General features: G+C 60.6%; 14 protein-coding genes. 9 read left to right on the top strand and 5 right to left on the bottom strand.

The features are described from left to right. Nucleotides 1–119 precede the first annotated feature (119 nt). The 6 genes from minD to ACI77H_RS07725 all read left to right on the top strand — a co-directional run bounded on the left by minD (nt 120) and on the right by ACI77H_RS07725 (nt 5,946). On the top strand, nt 120–932 hold the full coding sequence (gene minD / locus ACI77H_RS07750; protein ID WP_028624193.1) for a septum site-determining protein MinD: 813 nt from the start codon (nt 120–122) through the stop codon (nt 930–932). Continuing rightward, nucleotides 932–1,186 carry a cell division topological specificity factor MinE gene (gene minE, locus ACI77H_RS07745; RefSeq protein ID WP_007944431.1) on the top strand — a complete coding sequence of 85 codons (255 nt, stop codon included), beginning with the start codon at nt 932–934 and terminating at the stop codon, nt 1,184–1,186. Before minD ends, minE begins: the two co-directional genes overlap by 1 nt. A 194-nt stretch (nt 1,187–1,380) precedes the next feature. Then, entirely contained in the window at nt 1,381–2,016 is a 636-nt protein-coding gene (locus tag ACI77H_RS07740) for an RluA family pseudouridine synthase (protein WP_150631076.1), read from the top strand. 105 nt (nt 2,017–2,121) lie between these two features. Further along, a complete protein-coding gene (locus ACI77H_RS07735) occupies nt 2,122–3,411 on the top strand; it encodes a M18 family aminopeptidase (RefSeq protein ID WP_407011311.1) in 1,290 nt (429 codons plus the stop codon). 132 nt (nt 3,412–3,543) lie between these two features. Continuing rightward, the gene (locus tag ACI77H_RS07730) at nt 3,544–3,711 is read left to right on the top strand and encodes a hypothetical protein (protein ID WP_162130712.1); all 168 of its coding nucleotides are present in this window, start codon (nt 3,544–3,546) and stop codon (nt 3,709–3,711) included. A 78-nt stretch (nt 3,712–3,789) separates the two neighbouring features. Next, the gene (locus ACI77H_RS07725) at nt 3,790–5,946 is read left to right on the top strand and encodes a mechanosensitive ion channel domain-containing protein (protein ID WP_407011310.1); all 2,157 of its coding nucleotides are present in this window, start codon (nt 3,790–3,792) and stop codon (nt 5,944–5,946) included. A 218-nt stretch (nt 5,947–6,164) separates the two neighbouring features. Here ACI77H_RS07725 and ACI77H_RS07720 read toward each other — a convergent pair whose 3' ends face one another. After that, nucleotides 6,165–7,838, bottom strand: a complete 1,674-nt coding sequence (locus tag ACI77H_RS07720) for a DEAD/DEAH box helicase (protein ID WP_407011308.1) — start codon at nt 7,836–7,838, stop codon at nt 6,165–6,167. A gap of 436 nt (nt 7,839–8,274) precedes the next feature. Here ACI77H_RS07720 and ACI77H_RS07715 point away from each other — a divergent pair, with 436 nt between their 5' ends. Then, entirely contained in the window at nt 8,275–9,066 is a 792-nt protein-coding gene (locus tag ACI77H_RS07715; RefSeq protein ID WP_407011307.1) for a crotonase/enoyl-CoA hydratase family protein, read from the top strand. Between the two features lie 118 nt (nt 9,067–9,184). Here ACI77H_RS07715 and ACI77H_RS07710 read toward each other — a convergent pair whose 3' ends face one another. Further along, nucleotides 9,185–9,940: a spermidine synthase gene (locus tag ACI77H_RS07710; RefSeq protein ID WP_008040534.1), complete on the bottom strand. Its 756-nt coding sequence runs from the start codon at nt 9,938–9,940 to the stop codon at nt 9,185–9,187. 148 nt (nt 9,941–10,088) lie between these two features. Here ACI77H_RS07710 and ACI77H_RS07705 point away from each other — a divergent pair, with 148 nt between their 5' ends. Then, nucleotides 10,089–11,435, top strand: coding sequence for a class II 3-deoxy-7-phosphoheptulonate synthase (locus tag ACI77H_RS07705; protein ID WP_407011306.1), 1,347 nt, complete (start codon nt 10,089–10,091; stop codon nt 11,433–11,435). Nucleotides 11,436–11,566: 131 nt separating this feature from the next. On the opposite strand, the gene ACI77H_RS07700 is transcribed toward ACI77H_RS07705, so the two are convergent. After that, nucleotides 11,567–12,796 (bottom strand): winged helix-turn-helix domain-containing protein, encoded by a 1,230-nt coding sequence (locus tag ACI77H_RS07700; RefSeq protein WP_407011304.1) that lies wholly within the window; start codon nt 12,794–12,796, stop codon nt 11,567–11,569. A gap of 64 nt (nt 12,797–12,860) precedes the next feature. Next, nucleotides 12,861–13,076 (bottom strand): DUF1127 domain-containing protein, encoded by a 216-nt coding sequence (locus ACI77H_RS07695; protein ID WP_407011303.1) that lies wholly within the window; start codon nt 13,074–13,076, stop codon nt 12,861–12,863. 96 nt (nt 13,077–13,172) lie between these two features. On the opposite strand from ACI77H_RS07695, the gene ACI77H_RS07690 reads away from it, so the two are divergent. Next, nucleotides 13,173–14,027 carry a LysR family transcriptional regulator gene (locus ACI77H_RS07690; RefSeq protein WP_407011302.1) on the top strand — a complete coding sequence of 285 codons (855 nt, stop codon included), beginning with the start codon at nt 13,173–13,175 and terminating at the stop codon, nt 14,025–14,027. Here ACI77H_RS07690 and ACI77H_RS07685 read toward each other — a convergent pair. Then, nucleotides 14,017–14,766: a sulfite exporter TauE/SafE family protein gene (locus ACI77H_RS07685; RefSeq protein ID WP_407011301.1), complete on the bottom strand. Its 750-nt coding sequence runs from the start codon at nt 14,764–14,766 to the stop codon at nt 14,017–14,019. The two genes, ACI77H_RS07690 and ACI77H_RS07685, sit on opposite strands and share 11 nt — an antisense overlap. Between the last annotated feature and the right edge of the window lie 108 nt (nt 14,767–14,874).

Genomic DNA, 14,874 nt, shown 5'->3' with positions numbered 1-14,874 from the left:
GTTTACCGGCGGTAAGCGCGGTTCAGGACCGGATTCCAGCCAAGCTGTCCGACTGCAGTCGTTTTTCCAGAGATGTTTTTCAGGGGCTAAATGTCCTTTTTCCTTAGGGGTGAAACACCTTGGCCAAGATTCTCGTGGTTACATCCGGCAAGGGTGGTGTGGGTAAGACCACCACCAGTGCCGCTATCGGTACCGGCCTCGCACTGCGCGGTCACAAAACAGTTATCGTCGACTTCGACGTTGGTTTGCGTAACCTCGACCTGATCATGGGTTGCGAACGTCGCGTCGTGTATGACTTCGTCAACGTAGTGAACGGCGAAGCCAACCTGCAACAGGCCCTGATCAAAGACAAACGCCTGGAAAACCTCTACGTACTGGCCGCCAGCCAGACTCGCGACAAAGACGCGCTGACCGTCGAAGGCGTGGAAAAAGTCCTGATGGCGTTGAAGGAAGACTTCGAATTCGTGGTCTGCGACTCCCCGGCCGGTATCGAGAAAGGTGCGCACCTGGCCATGTACTTCGCCGATGAAGCGATCGTCGTGACCAACCCGGAAGTCTCCTCGGTGCGTGACTCGGACCGTATGCTGGGCCTGCTGGCCAGCAAGTCGCGTCGCGCTGAGAACGGCGAAGACCCGATCAAGGAACACTTGCTGCTGACCCGCTACAACCCGCAACGCGTCAGCGATGGCGAGATGCTCGGCGTCGAAGACGTCAAGGAAATTCTCGCTGTGACCCTGCTGGGTGTGATTCCAGAGTCCCAAGCGGTACTCAAGGCGTCCAACTCCGGCGTGCCGGTGATTCTCGACGATCAGAGCGACGCCGGTCAGGCGTACAGCGATGCCGTCGATCGCTTGCTGGGCAAAACCGTGGAGCATCGGTTTCTCGATGTAACGAAGAAAGGATTCTTTGAGCGTCTGTTTGGAGGCCGGTAATGAACATTTTTGACTTCTTTCGTGCTAACAAGAAGCCAAGTACCGCCTCGGTAGCGAAAGAGCGTCTACAGATCATCGTGGCGCATGAACGCGGCCAACGCAGTACGCCGGATTACTTGCCAGCCTTGCAGAAAGAGCTGGTCGAAGTCATCCGCAAGTACGTCAATATCGGGTCCGATGACGTGCATGTCGCCCTGGAAAACCAGGGTAGCTGCTCGATTCTGGAACTCAATATCACCCTGCCAGATCGCTGAGTCGATCCGGCTGGAGCCACGGCGGCTCGGTGACTTGGGCAGCCCTTTTCTGTAGGAGCCAGCTTGCTGGCGATGCAGGCAACCCGGTGTAACTGATACACCGCGTTGATGCTATCGCCAGCAAGCTGGCTCCTACAGGGAAAGGGCGTCCACGTGATCGAGTCGCCGTTGGCGTTTGTTACGAGGCTGTTTTAATGCCGCTGTCCAACATTCACATCATCCATCAGGACGCCGCCGTACTGGTGGTGAACAAACCCACCTTGCTGCTCTCCGTCCCTGGGCGGGCCGATGACAACAAGGATTGCCTGATTACCCGCCTGCAGGAAAACGGCTACCCGGAAGCCCGCATCGTCCATCGCCTGGACTGGGAAACCTCCGGCATCATTTTGTTGGCCCGAGACCCGGACACGCATCGCGAATTGTCCCGGCAATTTCACGACCGCGAAACGGAAAAGGCCTACACCGCACTGTGCTGGGGCCAGCCGGAACTGGACAGCGGCAGCATCGACCTGCCCCTGCGCTACGACCCGCCGACCAAGCCGCGCCATGTGGTGGATCACGAGTTCGGCAAAAACGCTCTGACGTTCTGGCGCGTGCTGGAACGTTGCGGTGACTGGTGCCGGGTTGAACTGACCCCCATCACCGGCCGCTCCCATCAGTTGCGCGTGCACATGCTCTCCATCGGCCACCCGCTGCTGGGCGACGGCCTCTACGCCCACGAGCAAGCGCTGGCCGCCTGGCCACGCCTGTGCCTGCACGCGAGCATGCTGAGTTTCACCCACCCACAAACCGGTGAACGCCTGCGTTTCGAGTGCCCCGCACCGTTCTAGGCGAAACGCTCCCACAGGGATCACACGCAGACGCAACACCATCAGCTCGCCGCCAATTCTCCAGCCAATACGGTAAACTTGCGCCATTGCTGTCTGGAGCTACTTATGCGCGAAGAGTTGAACCAAGGCCTGATCGATTTCCTCAAGGCCTCCCCTACCCCATTCCACGCCACTGCCAGCCTTGTTCAGCGCCTGGAAGCGGCGGGCTATCAGCGTCTCGACGAACGCGAGCCGTGGACCACCGAAGCCAACGGCCGCTACTACATCACCCGTAACGACTCCTCGATTGTCGCCGTCAAGATGGGCCGTCACTCACCGCTGCATGGCGGCATTCGCCTGGTCGGCGCCCACACCGACAGCCCGTGCCTGCGGGTCAAGCCCCAGCCGGAACTGCAACGTCAGGGCTTCTGGCAACTGGGCGTCGAAGTCTATGGCGGCGCACTGCTGGCGCCATGGTTCGACCGTGACCTGTCCCTGGCCGGCCGCGTGACCTTCCGCCGTGACGGCAAGGTCGAGAGCCAGTTGATCGACTTCAAGGCGCCAATCGCGATCATTCCGAACCTGGCCATTCACCTCAATCGTGAAGCCAACATGGGTTGGGCGATCAACGCCCAGACCGAGCTGCCGCCGATCCTCGCGCAATTCGCTGGTGACGAGCGTGTGGACTTCCGCGCCGTACTTACCAATCAACTGGCTCTCGAGCATGGCCTGAACGCCGACGTGGTGCTCGATTACGAGTTGAGCTTCTACGACACCCAAAGTGCGGCGGTCATCGGCCTGCATGGCGACTTCATCGCTGGCGCGCGCCTCGACAACCTGCTGTCCTGCTACGCCGGCCTGCAAGCCTTGCTGACCGCCGAAACCGACGAAACCTGCGTACTGGTCGCCAATGACCACGAGGAAGTCGGTTCCTGCTCGGCGTGTGGCGCTGACGGCCCGATGCTGGAGCAGACACTGCGTCGCTTGTTGCCCGAAGGTGACGAATTCGTACGCACCATTCAGAAATCCCTGCTGGTCTCGGCCGACAATGCCCACGGCGTACACCCCAACTACGCCGACAAGCACGACGCCAACCACGGCCCGAAACTCAACGCCGGCCCGGTGATCAAGGTCAACAGCAACCAGCGTTACGCCACCAACAGCGAAACCGCCGGGTTCTTCCGTCATCTGTGCATGGCCGAAGAAGTGCCGGTGCAAAGCTTCGTGGTCCGCAGCGACATGGGCTGCGGCTCGACCATCGGCCCGATCACCGCCAGCCACCTGGGCGTGCGCACCGTGGACATCGGCCTGCCGACGTTCGCCATGCACTCGATCCGCGAGCTGTGCGGCAGTCATGACCTGGCGCACCTGGTCAAAGTGCTGAGCGCGTTTTACGCCTGCCAGGAACTGCCGTAAACCTTGGAGGAGCCCGGCTTGCCGGCGATGGCATCCTTGAGATCGCCCTCGTCGGCAAGCCGGCTCCTACAAGTGCTAAAGCCACCTAGACTTCAATTATCCCATTCGACAAGGCAGTCGCTCATGATCTCAATGTCTTCATTCCACGCCATGCTGATCCCGATTCTTGCCGGGATGATCCTGCTGGCCATCGGCTTCAATTTCCGTGACAAGAACGCTGGTGTGTTCGCGATGTGGATCGGCATGCTGACCATTCTCGCCACCGTGGTCTTCAAGATCCTCGCCAAACTCAACGAATAAATCCTCGCCCCTGGCTCGCATTGATTTTGGCGGGCTCGTACACTCGGTCGATCTGCTCTTTTCAAGGTTGACCGCCTAGTGTTCGCTCGTCTTTTTGCCCTGCCGTGTTTTTTCCTTGTCTGCCTGATAACGCTGCTGTCGTTGACACCTGCCCAGGCCGCCGGCTTGCCGAGCTTGCTCAACAGTTCGTCGAAAGCCCAGCCAGAGGCGCAAGAACCGCTCGGGCAATCCCTCGATGAAGTCATCAAATCGCTGGAGAACGATCAACAACGCAGCAAATTGCTGGCCGACCTAAAGAAGCTGCGCGACGCCACCAAAAAAGCCCAACCGGCCGCCGAAGAAGGCGTGCTGGGCCTGATCGGCGGCACGCTGGCCAGTTTTGAAAAACAATTCTCCGGTGCCGACAGCCCGCTCACACTCTGGTCCGAGGAGTTCGACCTGGCCAAGGAAGAACTGTCGGCGCTGGTGCTGCCGGCCAATGAATGGCTGCCGATCATCTTCGCCTTCGCCATGATTCTGATGGTCTGGAGCCTGCTGGCCGCCGCGCTGATCTGGCTCGGGCACCGGGTGCGGATGCGCTTCGGCCTGACCGAAGAGCTGCCGCAACATCCAAGGGCCCTCGACATGCTGCGCTTCGCCCTGCGCAAACTCGGGCCCTGGTTGATCGCCCTGGTGATGACGGTCTACATGACGTACGCCCTGCCCTCGTCACTGGGCAAAAGCCTGGCGATGGTGCTGGCCTATGCGCTGGTGGTCGGCACGTGTTTTTCGGCGATCTGCGTGATCGCCTTTTCCTTGCTCGACGGCCCCCACCGCCACCGAGCCTTGTACATCCTGCGGCATCAGGCCTTTCGGCCGTTGTGGCTGATCGGCAGTTTTGCCGCGTTCGGCGAAGCCTTGGGCGACCCGCGTCTGGTGGCCAGTCTCGGCAGCCATTTGGCGCACACTGCCGCCACCATCGCCAACGTGCTGGCCGCACTGTCCACCGGGCTGTTTATCTTGCGCTTCCGTCGTCCCATCGCCCACTTGATCCGCAACCAACCGCTGTCGCGGCGCCTGACCCGCCGTGCACTTAGCGACACTCTCTCAATTCTCGGGACCTTCTGGTTCGTGCCGGCGCTGGTGCTGGTGGGCATTTCGCTGTTCGCCACCTTTGTCTCGGCCGGCGACACCAGCACCGCGCTGCGTCAGTCGCTGATCTGCACCGTGCTGTTGGTGTTGTGCATGGTTATCAACGGACTGGTACGCCGGCATGCGCTGAAACCGCAACGCGGGGTGAAGCGTCATGCACTGTATTCCGACCGCCTGAAAAGCTTCTTCTACACCCTCGCCCACTTGCTGGTGTGGCTGGCGTTCATCGAACTCGGCCTACGGGTCTGGGGCATGTCGCTGATTGCGTTCACCGAAGGCGAAGGCCATGAAGTCAGCGTCAAACTGTTCAGCCTCGGCGGCACGCTGATTTTTGCCTGGCTGATCTGGATTCTCAGCGACACCGCAGTGCACCACGCGCTCACCCGCTCGCGCAAAGGCCTGGCCAATGCCCGCGCGCAAACGATGATGCCGCTGATCCGCAACGTGCTGTTCGTGGCGATATTCATCGTTGCGCTGATCGTCGCTCTGGCGAACATGGGCATGAACGTTACGCCGCTGCTGGCCGGTGCCGGTGTGATCGGTCTGGCCATCGGTTTCGGCGCACAGTCGCTGGTCGCCGACCTGATCACCGGGCTGTTCATCATCATCGAAGACTCCCTGGCCATCGACGACTACGTGGATGTCGGCGGCCACCTCGGCACCGTCGAAGGGCTGACCATTCGCACCGTGCGCCTGCGGGACATCGACGGCATCGTCCACACCATCCCGTTCAGCGAAATCAAAAGCATCAAGAACTACTCGCGGGAATTCGGCTACGCGATCTTCCGCGTGGCGATCCCCGCCAACATGGACATCGATAACGCGATCAAATTGATGCGCGAAGTCGGCCAGAAGATGCGCTCCGATCCACTGCAACGGCGCAATATCTGGTCGCCTTTGGAGATTCAAGGCGTCGAGAGTTTCGAGTCGGGCAACGCGATTCTGCGGGCTCGATTCAAGACCGCACCGATCAAGCAATGGGAAGTGTCCCGTGCCTTCAACCTGTCCCTGAAACGCCACCTGGACGAAGCCGGGCTCGACCTGGCGACACCGCGCATGAGCGTGCAAGTGGTGACGGCAGGCGGCGGCCAAGCGACGGATTAATTTCAGCCACCTGTAGGAGCCAGCTTGCTGGCGATGGACGCACAGGCACCGCGCTCATTCAGACCGCCACTTAATCGTTCACGCCCATCGCCGGCAAGCCGGCTCCTACAGGGAACGTGGCCAATCGCGGAATCGGAAGCGACTACAAAACGCAGGCAAAAAAAATCCCCGAACCAGTCGGGGATTTTTTATGTTCGATCAATCAGCCCGGGAGCGGATCAATCTTCGCGGTAGCGACGCAGCTTCAACTGCTTACCGGCAACGCGAGTGTCCTTCAGCTTGGTCAGCAGACGCTCCAGACCATCTTCCGGCAGCTCGACGAGGCTGAAGCTGTCACGCACCTGGATGCGACCGATTGCTTCGCGAGCCAGACCACCCTCGTTGAGGATAGCGCCCAGCAGGTTCTTGGCAGCGATACCATCACGCGCACCCAGCGCGGTACGGCAACGAGCACGACCTTCAGCCAATGCAACCGGAGCACGACGCTCACGATCACCACGGTCCGGACGATCACCGGTACGCTCTGGACGATCGCCACGCGGTGCGTTGTTCGGCACCAGTGGACGTTCTTTCTCGATTGCAGCCAGGGTCAACGCTTGAGCGTTGGTTGCCTTGCGCAGCAGAGCAGCGGCCAGTGCACGCGGGGTGCAACCGATGTCGGCAGTCAGGCGATCCAGCAGATCACCGTGGGTCGATTCGGCATCAGCCACCAGCGGCGACAGGCTGTTGGTCAGTTTCTTGATGCGGGCATCGAGAACAGCCTGAGCGTCCGGCAGGCGAACTTCGGCAACTTTCTGACCGGTTACACGCTCGATCACTTGCAGCATGCGGCGCTCACGCGGAGTCACCAGCAGCAGTGCACGACCTTCGCGACCGGCACGGCCAGTACGGCCGATACGGTGAACGTAGGATTCCGGGTCGTACGGCATGTCAACGTTGAACACGTGAGTGATGCGCGGAACGTCCAGACCACGAGCAGCAACGTCGGTCGCCACAACGATGTCCAGACGGCCATCCTTGAGGGATTCGATCACGCGCTCACGTTGGTTCTGGGCAATGTCACCGTTCAGCGCAGCGGCTTTGTAGCCTTTGGCTTCCAGGGCACTGGCCAGGTCCAGGGTCGCTTGCTTGGTGCGCACGAACATGATCAGGGCGTCGAAGTCTTCAACTTCCAGCAGGCTCAATACAGCCGAGGTCTTCTGGTCAGCGTGAACCAACAGGTGAGCCTGTTCGATCGCGGTAACGGTCTGAGTCTTGGTCTGGATCTTCACGTGTTGCGGATCGCGCAGGTGGCGTTCGGCAATGGCACGGATCGACTGTGGCAGGGTGGCCGAGAAGAGTACGGTCTGACGGGTCGCTGGCAGAGCCTTGAAGATGACTTCCAGGTCGTCCATGAAGCCCAGCTTGAGCATTTCGTCAGCTTCGTCGAGAACCAGGTGGTTCACGGTCGACAGGACTTTTTCGTCGCGACGCAGGTGGTCGCACAGACGGCCCGGGGTGGCGACAACGATCTGTGCGCCGTTACGGATTGCTTTCAGTTGTGGGCCCATAGGCGCGCCGCCGTAAACGGCCACAACGGTAACGCCCGGCATTTGCTTGGCGTAGGTTTCGAAAGCGGTTGCTACTTGCAGCGCCAACTCACGGGTTGGCGCCAGGATCAGGGCTTGCGGCTCGCGCTTGGCAGGATCGATGCAGTGCAGGATAGGCAGGGCGAACGCAGCGGTTTTACCCGTACCGGTTTGCGCCTGGCCAATCATGTCCTGGCCGGCCATGATGATCGGGATCGATTGCTGCTGAATAGCCGAAGGCTCTTCATAGCCAGTCGCAATGACGGCTGCAAGAATATTCGGATTAAGATTAAAAGCGGCGAAGCCGCCGGTTTCCTGGGTCATGGGTCTGCCTCTAAGTGCATCCGCAAAGACCCATGCTCCAAAGCTGCGCATGCCGTGTAAGACTCAAGAGTCGCCCTGGCTGCTTTGTCGGCGGGGATTTGCGAAAACGAATGAATGAAAAAGATTCGTCAAGGGAGAGTCCGCTGTGCGGACATGCAGCCGAAGCTGACTTCGGGGAATTGCGCTACCTAAACGCGGCCCGGTTAAAGGCCGGCGCGCACTATACCGGAATTCGCCCAAAAAGGGAGCATTATTTGTCGGAAAACTGACGGATACACCGTTATGTCACAGGCTTTGCGGATAATCGCGCAAGCGTCTATTTTTCAAAGGCCCGGCCCTGCTGGCGATGGCGCTAAAACGGTTCACCGTTGTGACTCAGACCTGCGGCCTCGCAGCCCCCCCCTTCACGCCTCTTCCCGCCCGAGGAATTGTTCCCATGAATCAGCCTGCCTGCAGTCGTGTCACCCGTGAACGACACGGTCATGTCCTGTTGATCGGCCTGGATCGGGTGGCCAAGCGCAACGCCTTCGACCTCGCTCTGCTCAACGAACTCAGCCTGGCCTACGGTGAGTTCGAGACTGACAACGAAGCGCGGGTGGCGGTGGTGTTTGGTCATGGCGAGCATTTCACCGCCGGGCTTGACCTGGTCAGCGCCAGCTCAGCCCTGGCCGAGGGCTGGCAGGCGCCGCCCGGCGGTTGCGATCCGTGGGGCGTGTTTGCGGGTCCGCGAGTCAGCAAACCGGTGATCGTCGCCGCACAAGGTTACTGCCTGACCATCGGCATCGAGCTGATGCTGGCCGCCGATATCAACCTCTGCGCGAGCAACACCCGATTTGCCCAGAAGGAAGTGCAGCGCGGGATCTTCCCGTTCGGCGGCGCCACCTTGCGCCTGCATCAGGTCGCCGGCTGGGGCAATGCGATGCGCTGGTTGCTGACCGGGGATGAATTCGATGCGCATGATGCGTTGCATCTGGGCTTGGTGCAGGAAGTCATGGCCAGCGAGGACTTGCTGCCACGGGCGATAGAGTTGGCGGAACGGATTGCCCGGCAGGCGCCGCTGGGGGTGCAGGCGACGCTGATGTCGGCGCGGCAGGCGCGTTATGAAGGAGAAACAGCGGCGGCGCTGGGGTTGCCGCCATTGGTGAAGAAGTTGTTGGCGAGTGAGGATGCGCAGGAAGGCGTGCGGTCGATGGTGGAGAAGCGGCCCGGCGTGTTCAAAGGGTTTTGAAGGGTGCTTTGGTTGCGAGGGCCTCATCGCGGGCAAGCCCGCTCCCACAGTGATTGTGGATATTCACAAAACCTGTGGGAGCGGGCTTGCCCGCGATGAGGCCCTTATAGACGACAAATCAAGTCGCCGGGCGGATCGCCTTGATCAACGACTGCAACGAATACCCCAACCGCGGCGCCAGCCCTTCGGCCCGCGCCACCAATCCATCCATGTCCAACTCCTGATCAAGCTCCGACGGCACGAGCAGAATCACGTTGCCCTCCTTCACCGGCAGCTCCCAGTAATGCCGGTGATAGAGCCCGCGCAACAACGCCGCTCCCAACGGTTTGCCGTCATCGGTGGCCCATTGATTGATCACCAGCCAGCCGCCCGGATTCAGGCGTTTCTGACAGTTTTCCAGAAAACTCCAGGCCAGATGCCCGACGCCCGGTCCGACATCGGTATACAGGTCGACGAAAATCAGGTCGGCCGGCTCGGCGGTATCGAGCAGTTCCAGCGCATCGCCGACGCGGATGTACAGCCGTGGATCGTCATCCAGCCCCAGGTATTCAATGGCCAGACGCGGCACGTCGGGCCGCAGTTCGATGGCTTCGACATCTTCCAGCGGCAAGAACTTCAAACACGCCTGGGTCAGCGTGCCGGCGCCGAGGCCGAGGAACAGCGCGCTTTCCGGTTGTTCATGGCACAACGCACCGATCAGCATGGCACGGGTGTAATCATATTCGAGCCAGCTCGGGTCGGCGGTGAACACGCAACTCTGTTCGATGGCATCACCGAATTCGAGAAATCGGTAATCGGCCACTTCCAGCACGCGAATTACGCCGAACTCGTCCTGTACCTCGGCGAGCAGATGCTCGACGCGCTCCTCAGTCATTTCGTCTCCAGATCGTCACCGGGCCCGGCAACGCAGTGCACCGCAACATCGAGCGGCAAAAGCGCGATTGTCCGCGAAGCGACGGGAACAGGTCACGCACTAATTGCTGATAACATGACCGCCCGAGCGTAAAACAACCGAGACCGTGATGAGCCAACCCTGGAGCCCTGACAGCTGGCGCGCCCTGCCGATCCAGCAACAACCCCACTACCCCGACGCGGCGCATTTGCTGCACGTCGAGCAAACCCTGGCGAGCTATCCGCCGCTGGTGTTTGCCGGTGAAGCCCGGGAGTTGCGACGTCAGTTTGCCGAAGTGACCCAGGGTCGCGCGTTTCTGTTGCAGGGCGGCGACTGCGCCGAAAGCTTCGCCGAGTTCTCCGCCGCAAAAATCCGCGACACCTTTAAAGTGCTGCTGCAAATGGCGATCGTCATGACCTTTGCCGCTGGTTGCCCGGTGGTCAAGGTCGGGCGCATGGCCGGGCAGTTCGCCAAACCGCGTTCGGCCAACGACGAAACCATCGACGGCGTGACGCTGCCCGCCTACCGTGGCGACATCGTCAACGGCATCGGTTTCGACGAAAAAAGCCGTGTGCCGGACCCGGAGCGTCTGCTCCAGTCGTATCACCAGTCCACCGCGACCCTGAACCTGCTCCGCGCCTTCGCCCAAGGCGGTTTTGCCGACCTGCATCAGGTGCACAAGTGGAACCTGGACTTCATCGCCAACTCGGCCCTGGCGGAAAAGTACAGTCACCTCGCTGACCGTATCGATGAAACCCTGGCGTTCATGCGTGCCTGCGGCATGGACACTTCGCCGCAACTGCGCGAAACCAGTTTCTTCACCGCTCACGAAGCGCTGCTGTTGAACTACGAAGAAGCCTTCGTGCGCCGCGACAGCCTGACCAACGATTACTACGATTGCTCGGCGCACATGCTGTGGATCGGCGACCGCACCCGTCAGCTCGACGGCGCACACGTCGAGTTCCTGCGCGGGGTGAACAACCCGATCGGGGTCAAGGTCGGCCCGAGCATGAATCCGGAAGACTTGATCCGCCTGATCGACGTCCTCAACCCGGACAACGATCCAGGCCGTTTGAACCTGATCGCGCGGATGGGGGCGAACAAGGTTGGCGATCATTTGCCGGCGCTCATCCGCGCGGTACAGCGTGAAGGCAAGCAAGTGCTGTGGAGTTCGGACCCGATGCACGGCAACACCATCAAGGCCAGCAGCGGCTACAAGACCCGCGATTTCGCGCAGATCCTCGGCGAGGTGAAGCAGTTCTTCCAGGTTCATGAAGCCGAAGGCACGTATGCCGGTGGCATCCACATCGAGATGACCGGGCAGAATGTCACCGAGTGCATTGGTGGGGCGCGACCGATTACCGAAGACGGGTTGTCGGATCGATATCACACCCATTGTGATCCGCGGATGAATGCGGATCAGTCGCTGGAATTGGCGTTTTTGATTGCCGAGACCCTGAAGCAAGTCCGGCGGTGAATCAATCTGTCTTGTAGTGGGTGACAGGCCGCCTTCGCGGGCAAGCCCGCTCCCACAGTGACCGTGTCGTTCACAAATCACGTGTGCCTCGCTATCCCTGGGGGAGCGGGCTTGCCCGCGAAGGCGTCCGCTCAAACACCATCAAATTGCGCCAATGCCACCCGCAACCGCGCCGCACTCGCCCGCGGACAATTCAACTGCACCCGCCCCAACCCCAACCAATCCGCCATCCGCCGCAAATTGACCGCCAACGCCAGCATCCCCTCCTCGTCCAGCCCCGGTTCTTCCTCATGTACGGCATGCACCGCAAGCCGCCCCAACGCCCGTTCCGCGCGCAAATCCACCCGTGCGGCAATCCGCTCGTTGTGTAAAAACGGCAACACGTAATAGCCATAGACCCGCTTGTCCGGCGGCGTATAAATCTCCAACCGATAGCGAAAATCAAACAAACGCTCAGTACGACTGCGCTCCCAGACCAGCGAATCAAACGGCGAAAGCAAAGCACTGGCCTCGACTCTGCGTGGCACTTTCGGCGCTGGCAGGCAAAAGGCCGATTGCCGCCAACCCTCCACTTCACAGGCCAGCAGTTCCCCTGCCTCCACCAACTCCGCCAGGCGCGGACGTGCATCACCAGGACCGAGGCGAAAGTAGTCGCGCAGGTCCTTCTCCGTCGCCACACCCAAGGCATTCGCCGCATGCAACAACAGGCCACGCTGGGCCTCGGCTTCCGACAGCAGCGCCTGCTGCAAGATCGCCTGTGGAATCACTCGCTCCGGCAAATCATACAGCCGCTCGAATCCGCGTCGCCCGGCCACGGTCACTTCTCCGGCGGCGAACAACCATTCCAGCGCATGCTTTTCCGCGCTCCAGTCCCACCACGGCCCGGCCCGTTCCTGACGAGTCGACAGACTCCCGGCACCTAGCGCACCGCGCTCCTCAACCGAGGCCAGCACCCGCCGAACCGTGTCTTGTTGTTCACGCCCGAAACGCGCCAGTTGCTGATAGATGTCTTCGCCGCGAGTCGCGCGCAGCATGCGCCAGCGCATCAACGGGTACATCGACAAGGGCAGCAGCGAAGCTTCGTGCCCCCAATATTCGAACAGCGTACGCCGCCGGCCCGAACTCCAGGCAGCCTGGTCGAGCAAGTCGCAAGAGTAATTGCCGAGGCGGGAAAACAAGGGAAGGTAGTGCGAACGCACCAACGCATTGACCGAGTCGATCTGCAGAATGCCCAGCCGCTCGATCAACCGATTGAGCTGGACCGCTTTGATCGTCGCCGGCGGCTGGCGCCTGTTGAACCCTTGGGCGGCCAGCGCCAGGCGTCGAGCCTGTTTGATGGAAAAGGACAGCGTTGCGGGCATGAGCATCTCCTTGTCTGCTCGCAACCTACCTCACGGGGAGACGGTTTGTGTAGTTGTGGCGTGCTCATTTGTGCATCGGGTCATCCCAGAATGGGCGGATGGCTTCGTGCTCGACATCCGCACGACTGAGCCCGATATCCTTCAACGCTTCATCGCTCATGCTCGCCAACAACTCGCGTTCACGGTGCAATTCGTACCAGCGCGTGATCTTGTGCAGCAAATCCGAGACGACGTGGATGGAATGTTTCTCTACCTCGACATAACCTTTTTGACCTTTCATCTTGTTGCCCTCCGTTTGGGATGGCTCAAGTGTCGCGCCGGAGCTAAGATCAATCCAACGAATGTTTCTGATGCAACACATCTCGGAGATTGATGAATGTCCGCCTTCCCAAGTATCGACACCGAAGTGCTGCGCACCTTTGTTGCCATCGCCGATCAGGGCGGTTTCACCCGCGCAGGGGAATTGGTCAACCGCACGCAGTCCGCCGTCAGCATGCAAATGAAGCGGCTGGAAGAGGACGTGTTGCAACGCCAACTGTTCCAGCGTGACGGCCGTCAGGTGCGGCTGACCGCTGAAGGTCAGGTGCTGCTGGGTTACGCCCGACGCATCCTGAAATTGCACAGCGAGGTGTTCAACACCCTGCGTGAACCGCACATGGTGGGCATGGTGCGGATCGGCACGCCGGACGATTACGTGATGCGATTTCTGCCGGGGATTCTGCGGCGATTCGCCCAGTCTTATCCGCTGATCCAGATCGAGGTGCACTGCGAATCATCAAAACAATTGCTGCTGCGTCAGGATCTGGATTTGTCCATCGTCACCCGTGAGCCGGGTAACGAGATCGGCCAGTTGCTGCGCAAGGGACGTTTTGTCTGGGCCGAGGCACAATGCTTCAGCGCCCACGAGCAGACGCCGTTGCCGCTGGCGATGTTCAACAGTGATTGTTTCTGCAGGCTGTGGGCCTGCAATGCGCTGGACGCGATGGGCCGCGATTACCGCGTTGCCTATAACAGCTCGAGCCTGTCGGCGATCATGGCGGTGGTCAGCGCCGGCCTGGCCGTCACCGCACAACTGGAAAGCCTGATCACCCCGGACATGCGCATTCTCGGTGAGGCCGAAGACCTGCCCGTGCTGCCCGAGGCAAGCATCATGCTGGTGCGCAACCTGCACAACCCGTCACCGATTACCGAATGCCTGGCCGAGCACATCGTCGAAGGTTTCAAACTTTAAACGCGAGCATCACCGCGCACAGCACCAGGAAGCCACAGAACAAACCGCGCAGCAGGCGCTCCGGCATGGCGTGGGCGATCTTCACACCCCAACTGATGCTCAGCAGCCCACCCACAGCCAACGGCACGCCGATCATCCAGTCCACTTGATGATGCACGGCATAGGTGACCAGCGTGACGCCCGTGCTCGGCAATGCCAGCGCCAGCGACAACCCTTGGGCCACCACCTGGCTGGTGCCGAACAGGCTGGTCAGCACCGGCGTTGCCACCACCGCCCCGCCCACGCCAAACAAGCCGCCCATGGTGCCGGACGCCGCGCCGAGTACGCCCAGCCATGGCCATGAGTAATTCATCTGCGAACTGGCCGGCGCACTGGCGTAGAACATTCGTATCAGGTTGTAGGCCGACAGCGCGATCAGGAACGCGACAAATCCGACGCGCATGGTTTGCGCATCAATACCCACCGCCCAGATCGAACCGATCCAGGCAAAGCAAAAACCCATCGAGGCCAACGGCAGCGCGTGACGCATTTCGATTTTATTGCGCTGGTGATAACGCCATAGCGCCAGCATCACGTTCGGCACCACCATCACCAGTGCGGTGCCCTGGGCAATTTGCTGATCAAGACCGAACAACACGCCCAGCAGCGGGATGGCAATCAAACCGCCGCCAATGCCGAACAAGCCGCCGAGGGTTCCCAAGGCTGCGCCAAATACCAGGTACATCAAAAACTCAATCACGGCCGACCTCCTTTTATCTCAGGCCATTCATCCTACGCAGTCGGCACTGGCGTGGAAACGCACAGCAACGCACAATGGCTATGCCAACCTCGCATAAGCGCTGACGAA

The sequence above is a fragment of the Pseudomonas sp. O230 genome, from assembly GCF_045447035.1.
Taxonomy (GTDB): Bacteria; Pseudomonadota; Gammaproteobacteria; order Pseudomonadales; family Pseudomonadaceae; genus Aquipseudomonas.
This window is presented reverse-complemented; position numbering and strand designations above follow the sequence as displayed.

Excerpts from the sequence above, each read along its gene's own strand:
- ACI77H_RS07715 (WP_407011307.1), top strand. The coding sequence starts at position 8,275 with ATGAATCAGCCTGCCTGCAGTCGTGTCACCCGTGAACGACACGGTCAT.
- ACI77H_RS07700 (WP_407011304.1), bottom strand. The coding sequence starts at position 12,796 with ATGCCCGCAACGCTGTCCTTTTCCATCAAACAGGCTCGACGCCTGGCG.
- ACI77H_RS07710 (WP_008040534.1), bottom strand. The coding sequence starts at position 9,940 with ATGACTGAGGAGCGCGTCGAGCATCTGCTCGCCGAGGTACAGGACGAG.
- ACI77H_RS07705 (WP_407011306.1), top strand. The coding sequence starts at position 10,089 with ATGAGCCAACCCTGGAGCCCTGACAGCTGGCGCGCCCTGCCGATCCAG.
- minE (WP_007944431.1), top strand. The coding sequence starts at position 932 with ATGAACATTTTTGACTTCTTTCGTGCTAACAAGAAGCCAAGTACCGCC.
- ACI77H_RS07695 (WP_407011303.1), bottom strand. The coding sequence starts at position 13,076 with ATGAAAGGTCAAAAAGGTTATGTCGAGGTAGAGAAACATTCCATCCAC.
- ACI77H_RS07740 (WP_150631076.1), top strand. The coding sequence starts at position 1,381 with ATGCCGCTGTCCAACATTCACATCATCCATCAGGACGCCGCCGTACTG.
- ACI77H_RS07690 (WP_407011302.1), top strand. The coding sequence starts at position 13,173 with ATGTCCGCCTTCCCAAGTATCGACACCGAAGTGCTGCGCACCTTTGTT.
- ACI77H_RS07730 (WP_162130712.1), top strand. The coding sequence starts at position 3,544 with ATGTCTTCATTCCACGCCATGCTGATCCCGATTCTTGCCGGGATGATC.
- ACI77H_RS07720 (WP_407011308.1), bottom strand. The coding sequence starts at position 7,838 with ATGACCCAGGAAACCGGCGGCTTCGCCGCTTTTAATCTTAATCCGAAT.
- ACI77H_RS07735 (WP_407011311.1), top strand. The coding sequence starts at position 2,122 with ATGCGCGAAGAGTTGAACCAAGGCCTGATCGATTTCCTCAAGGCCTCC.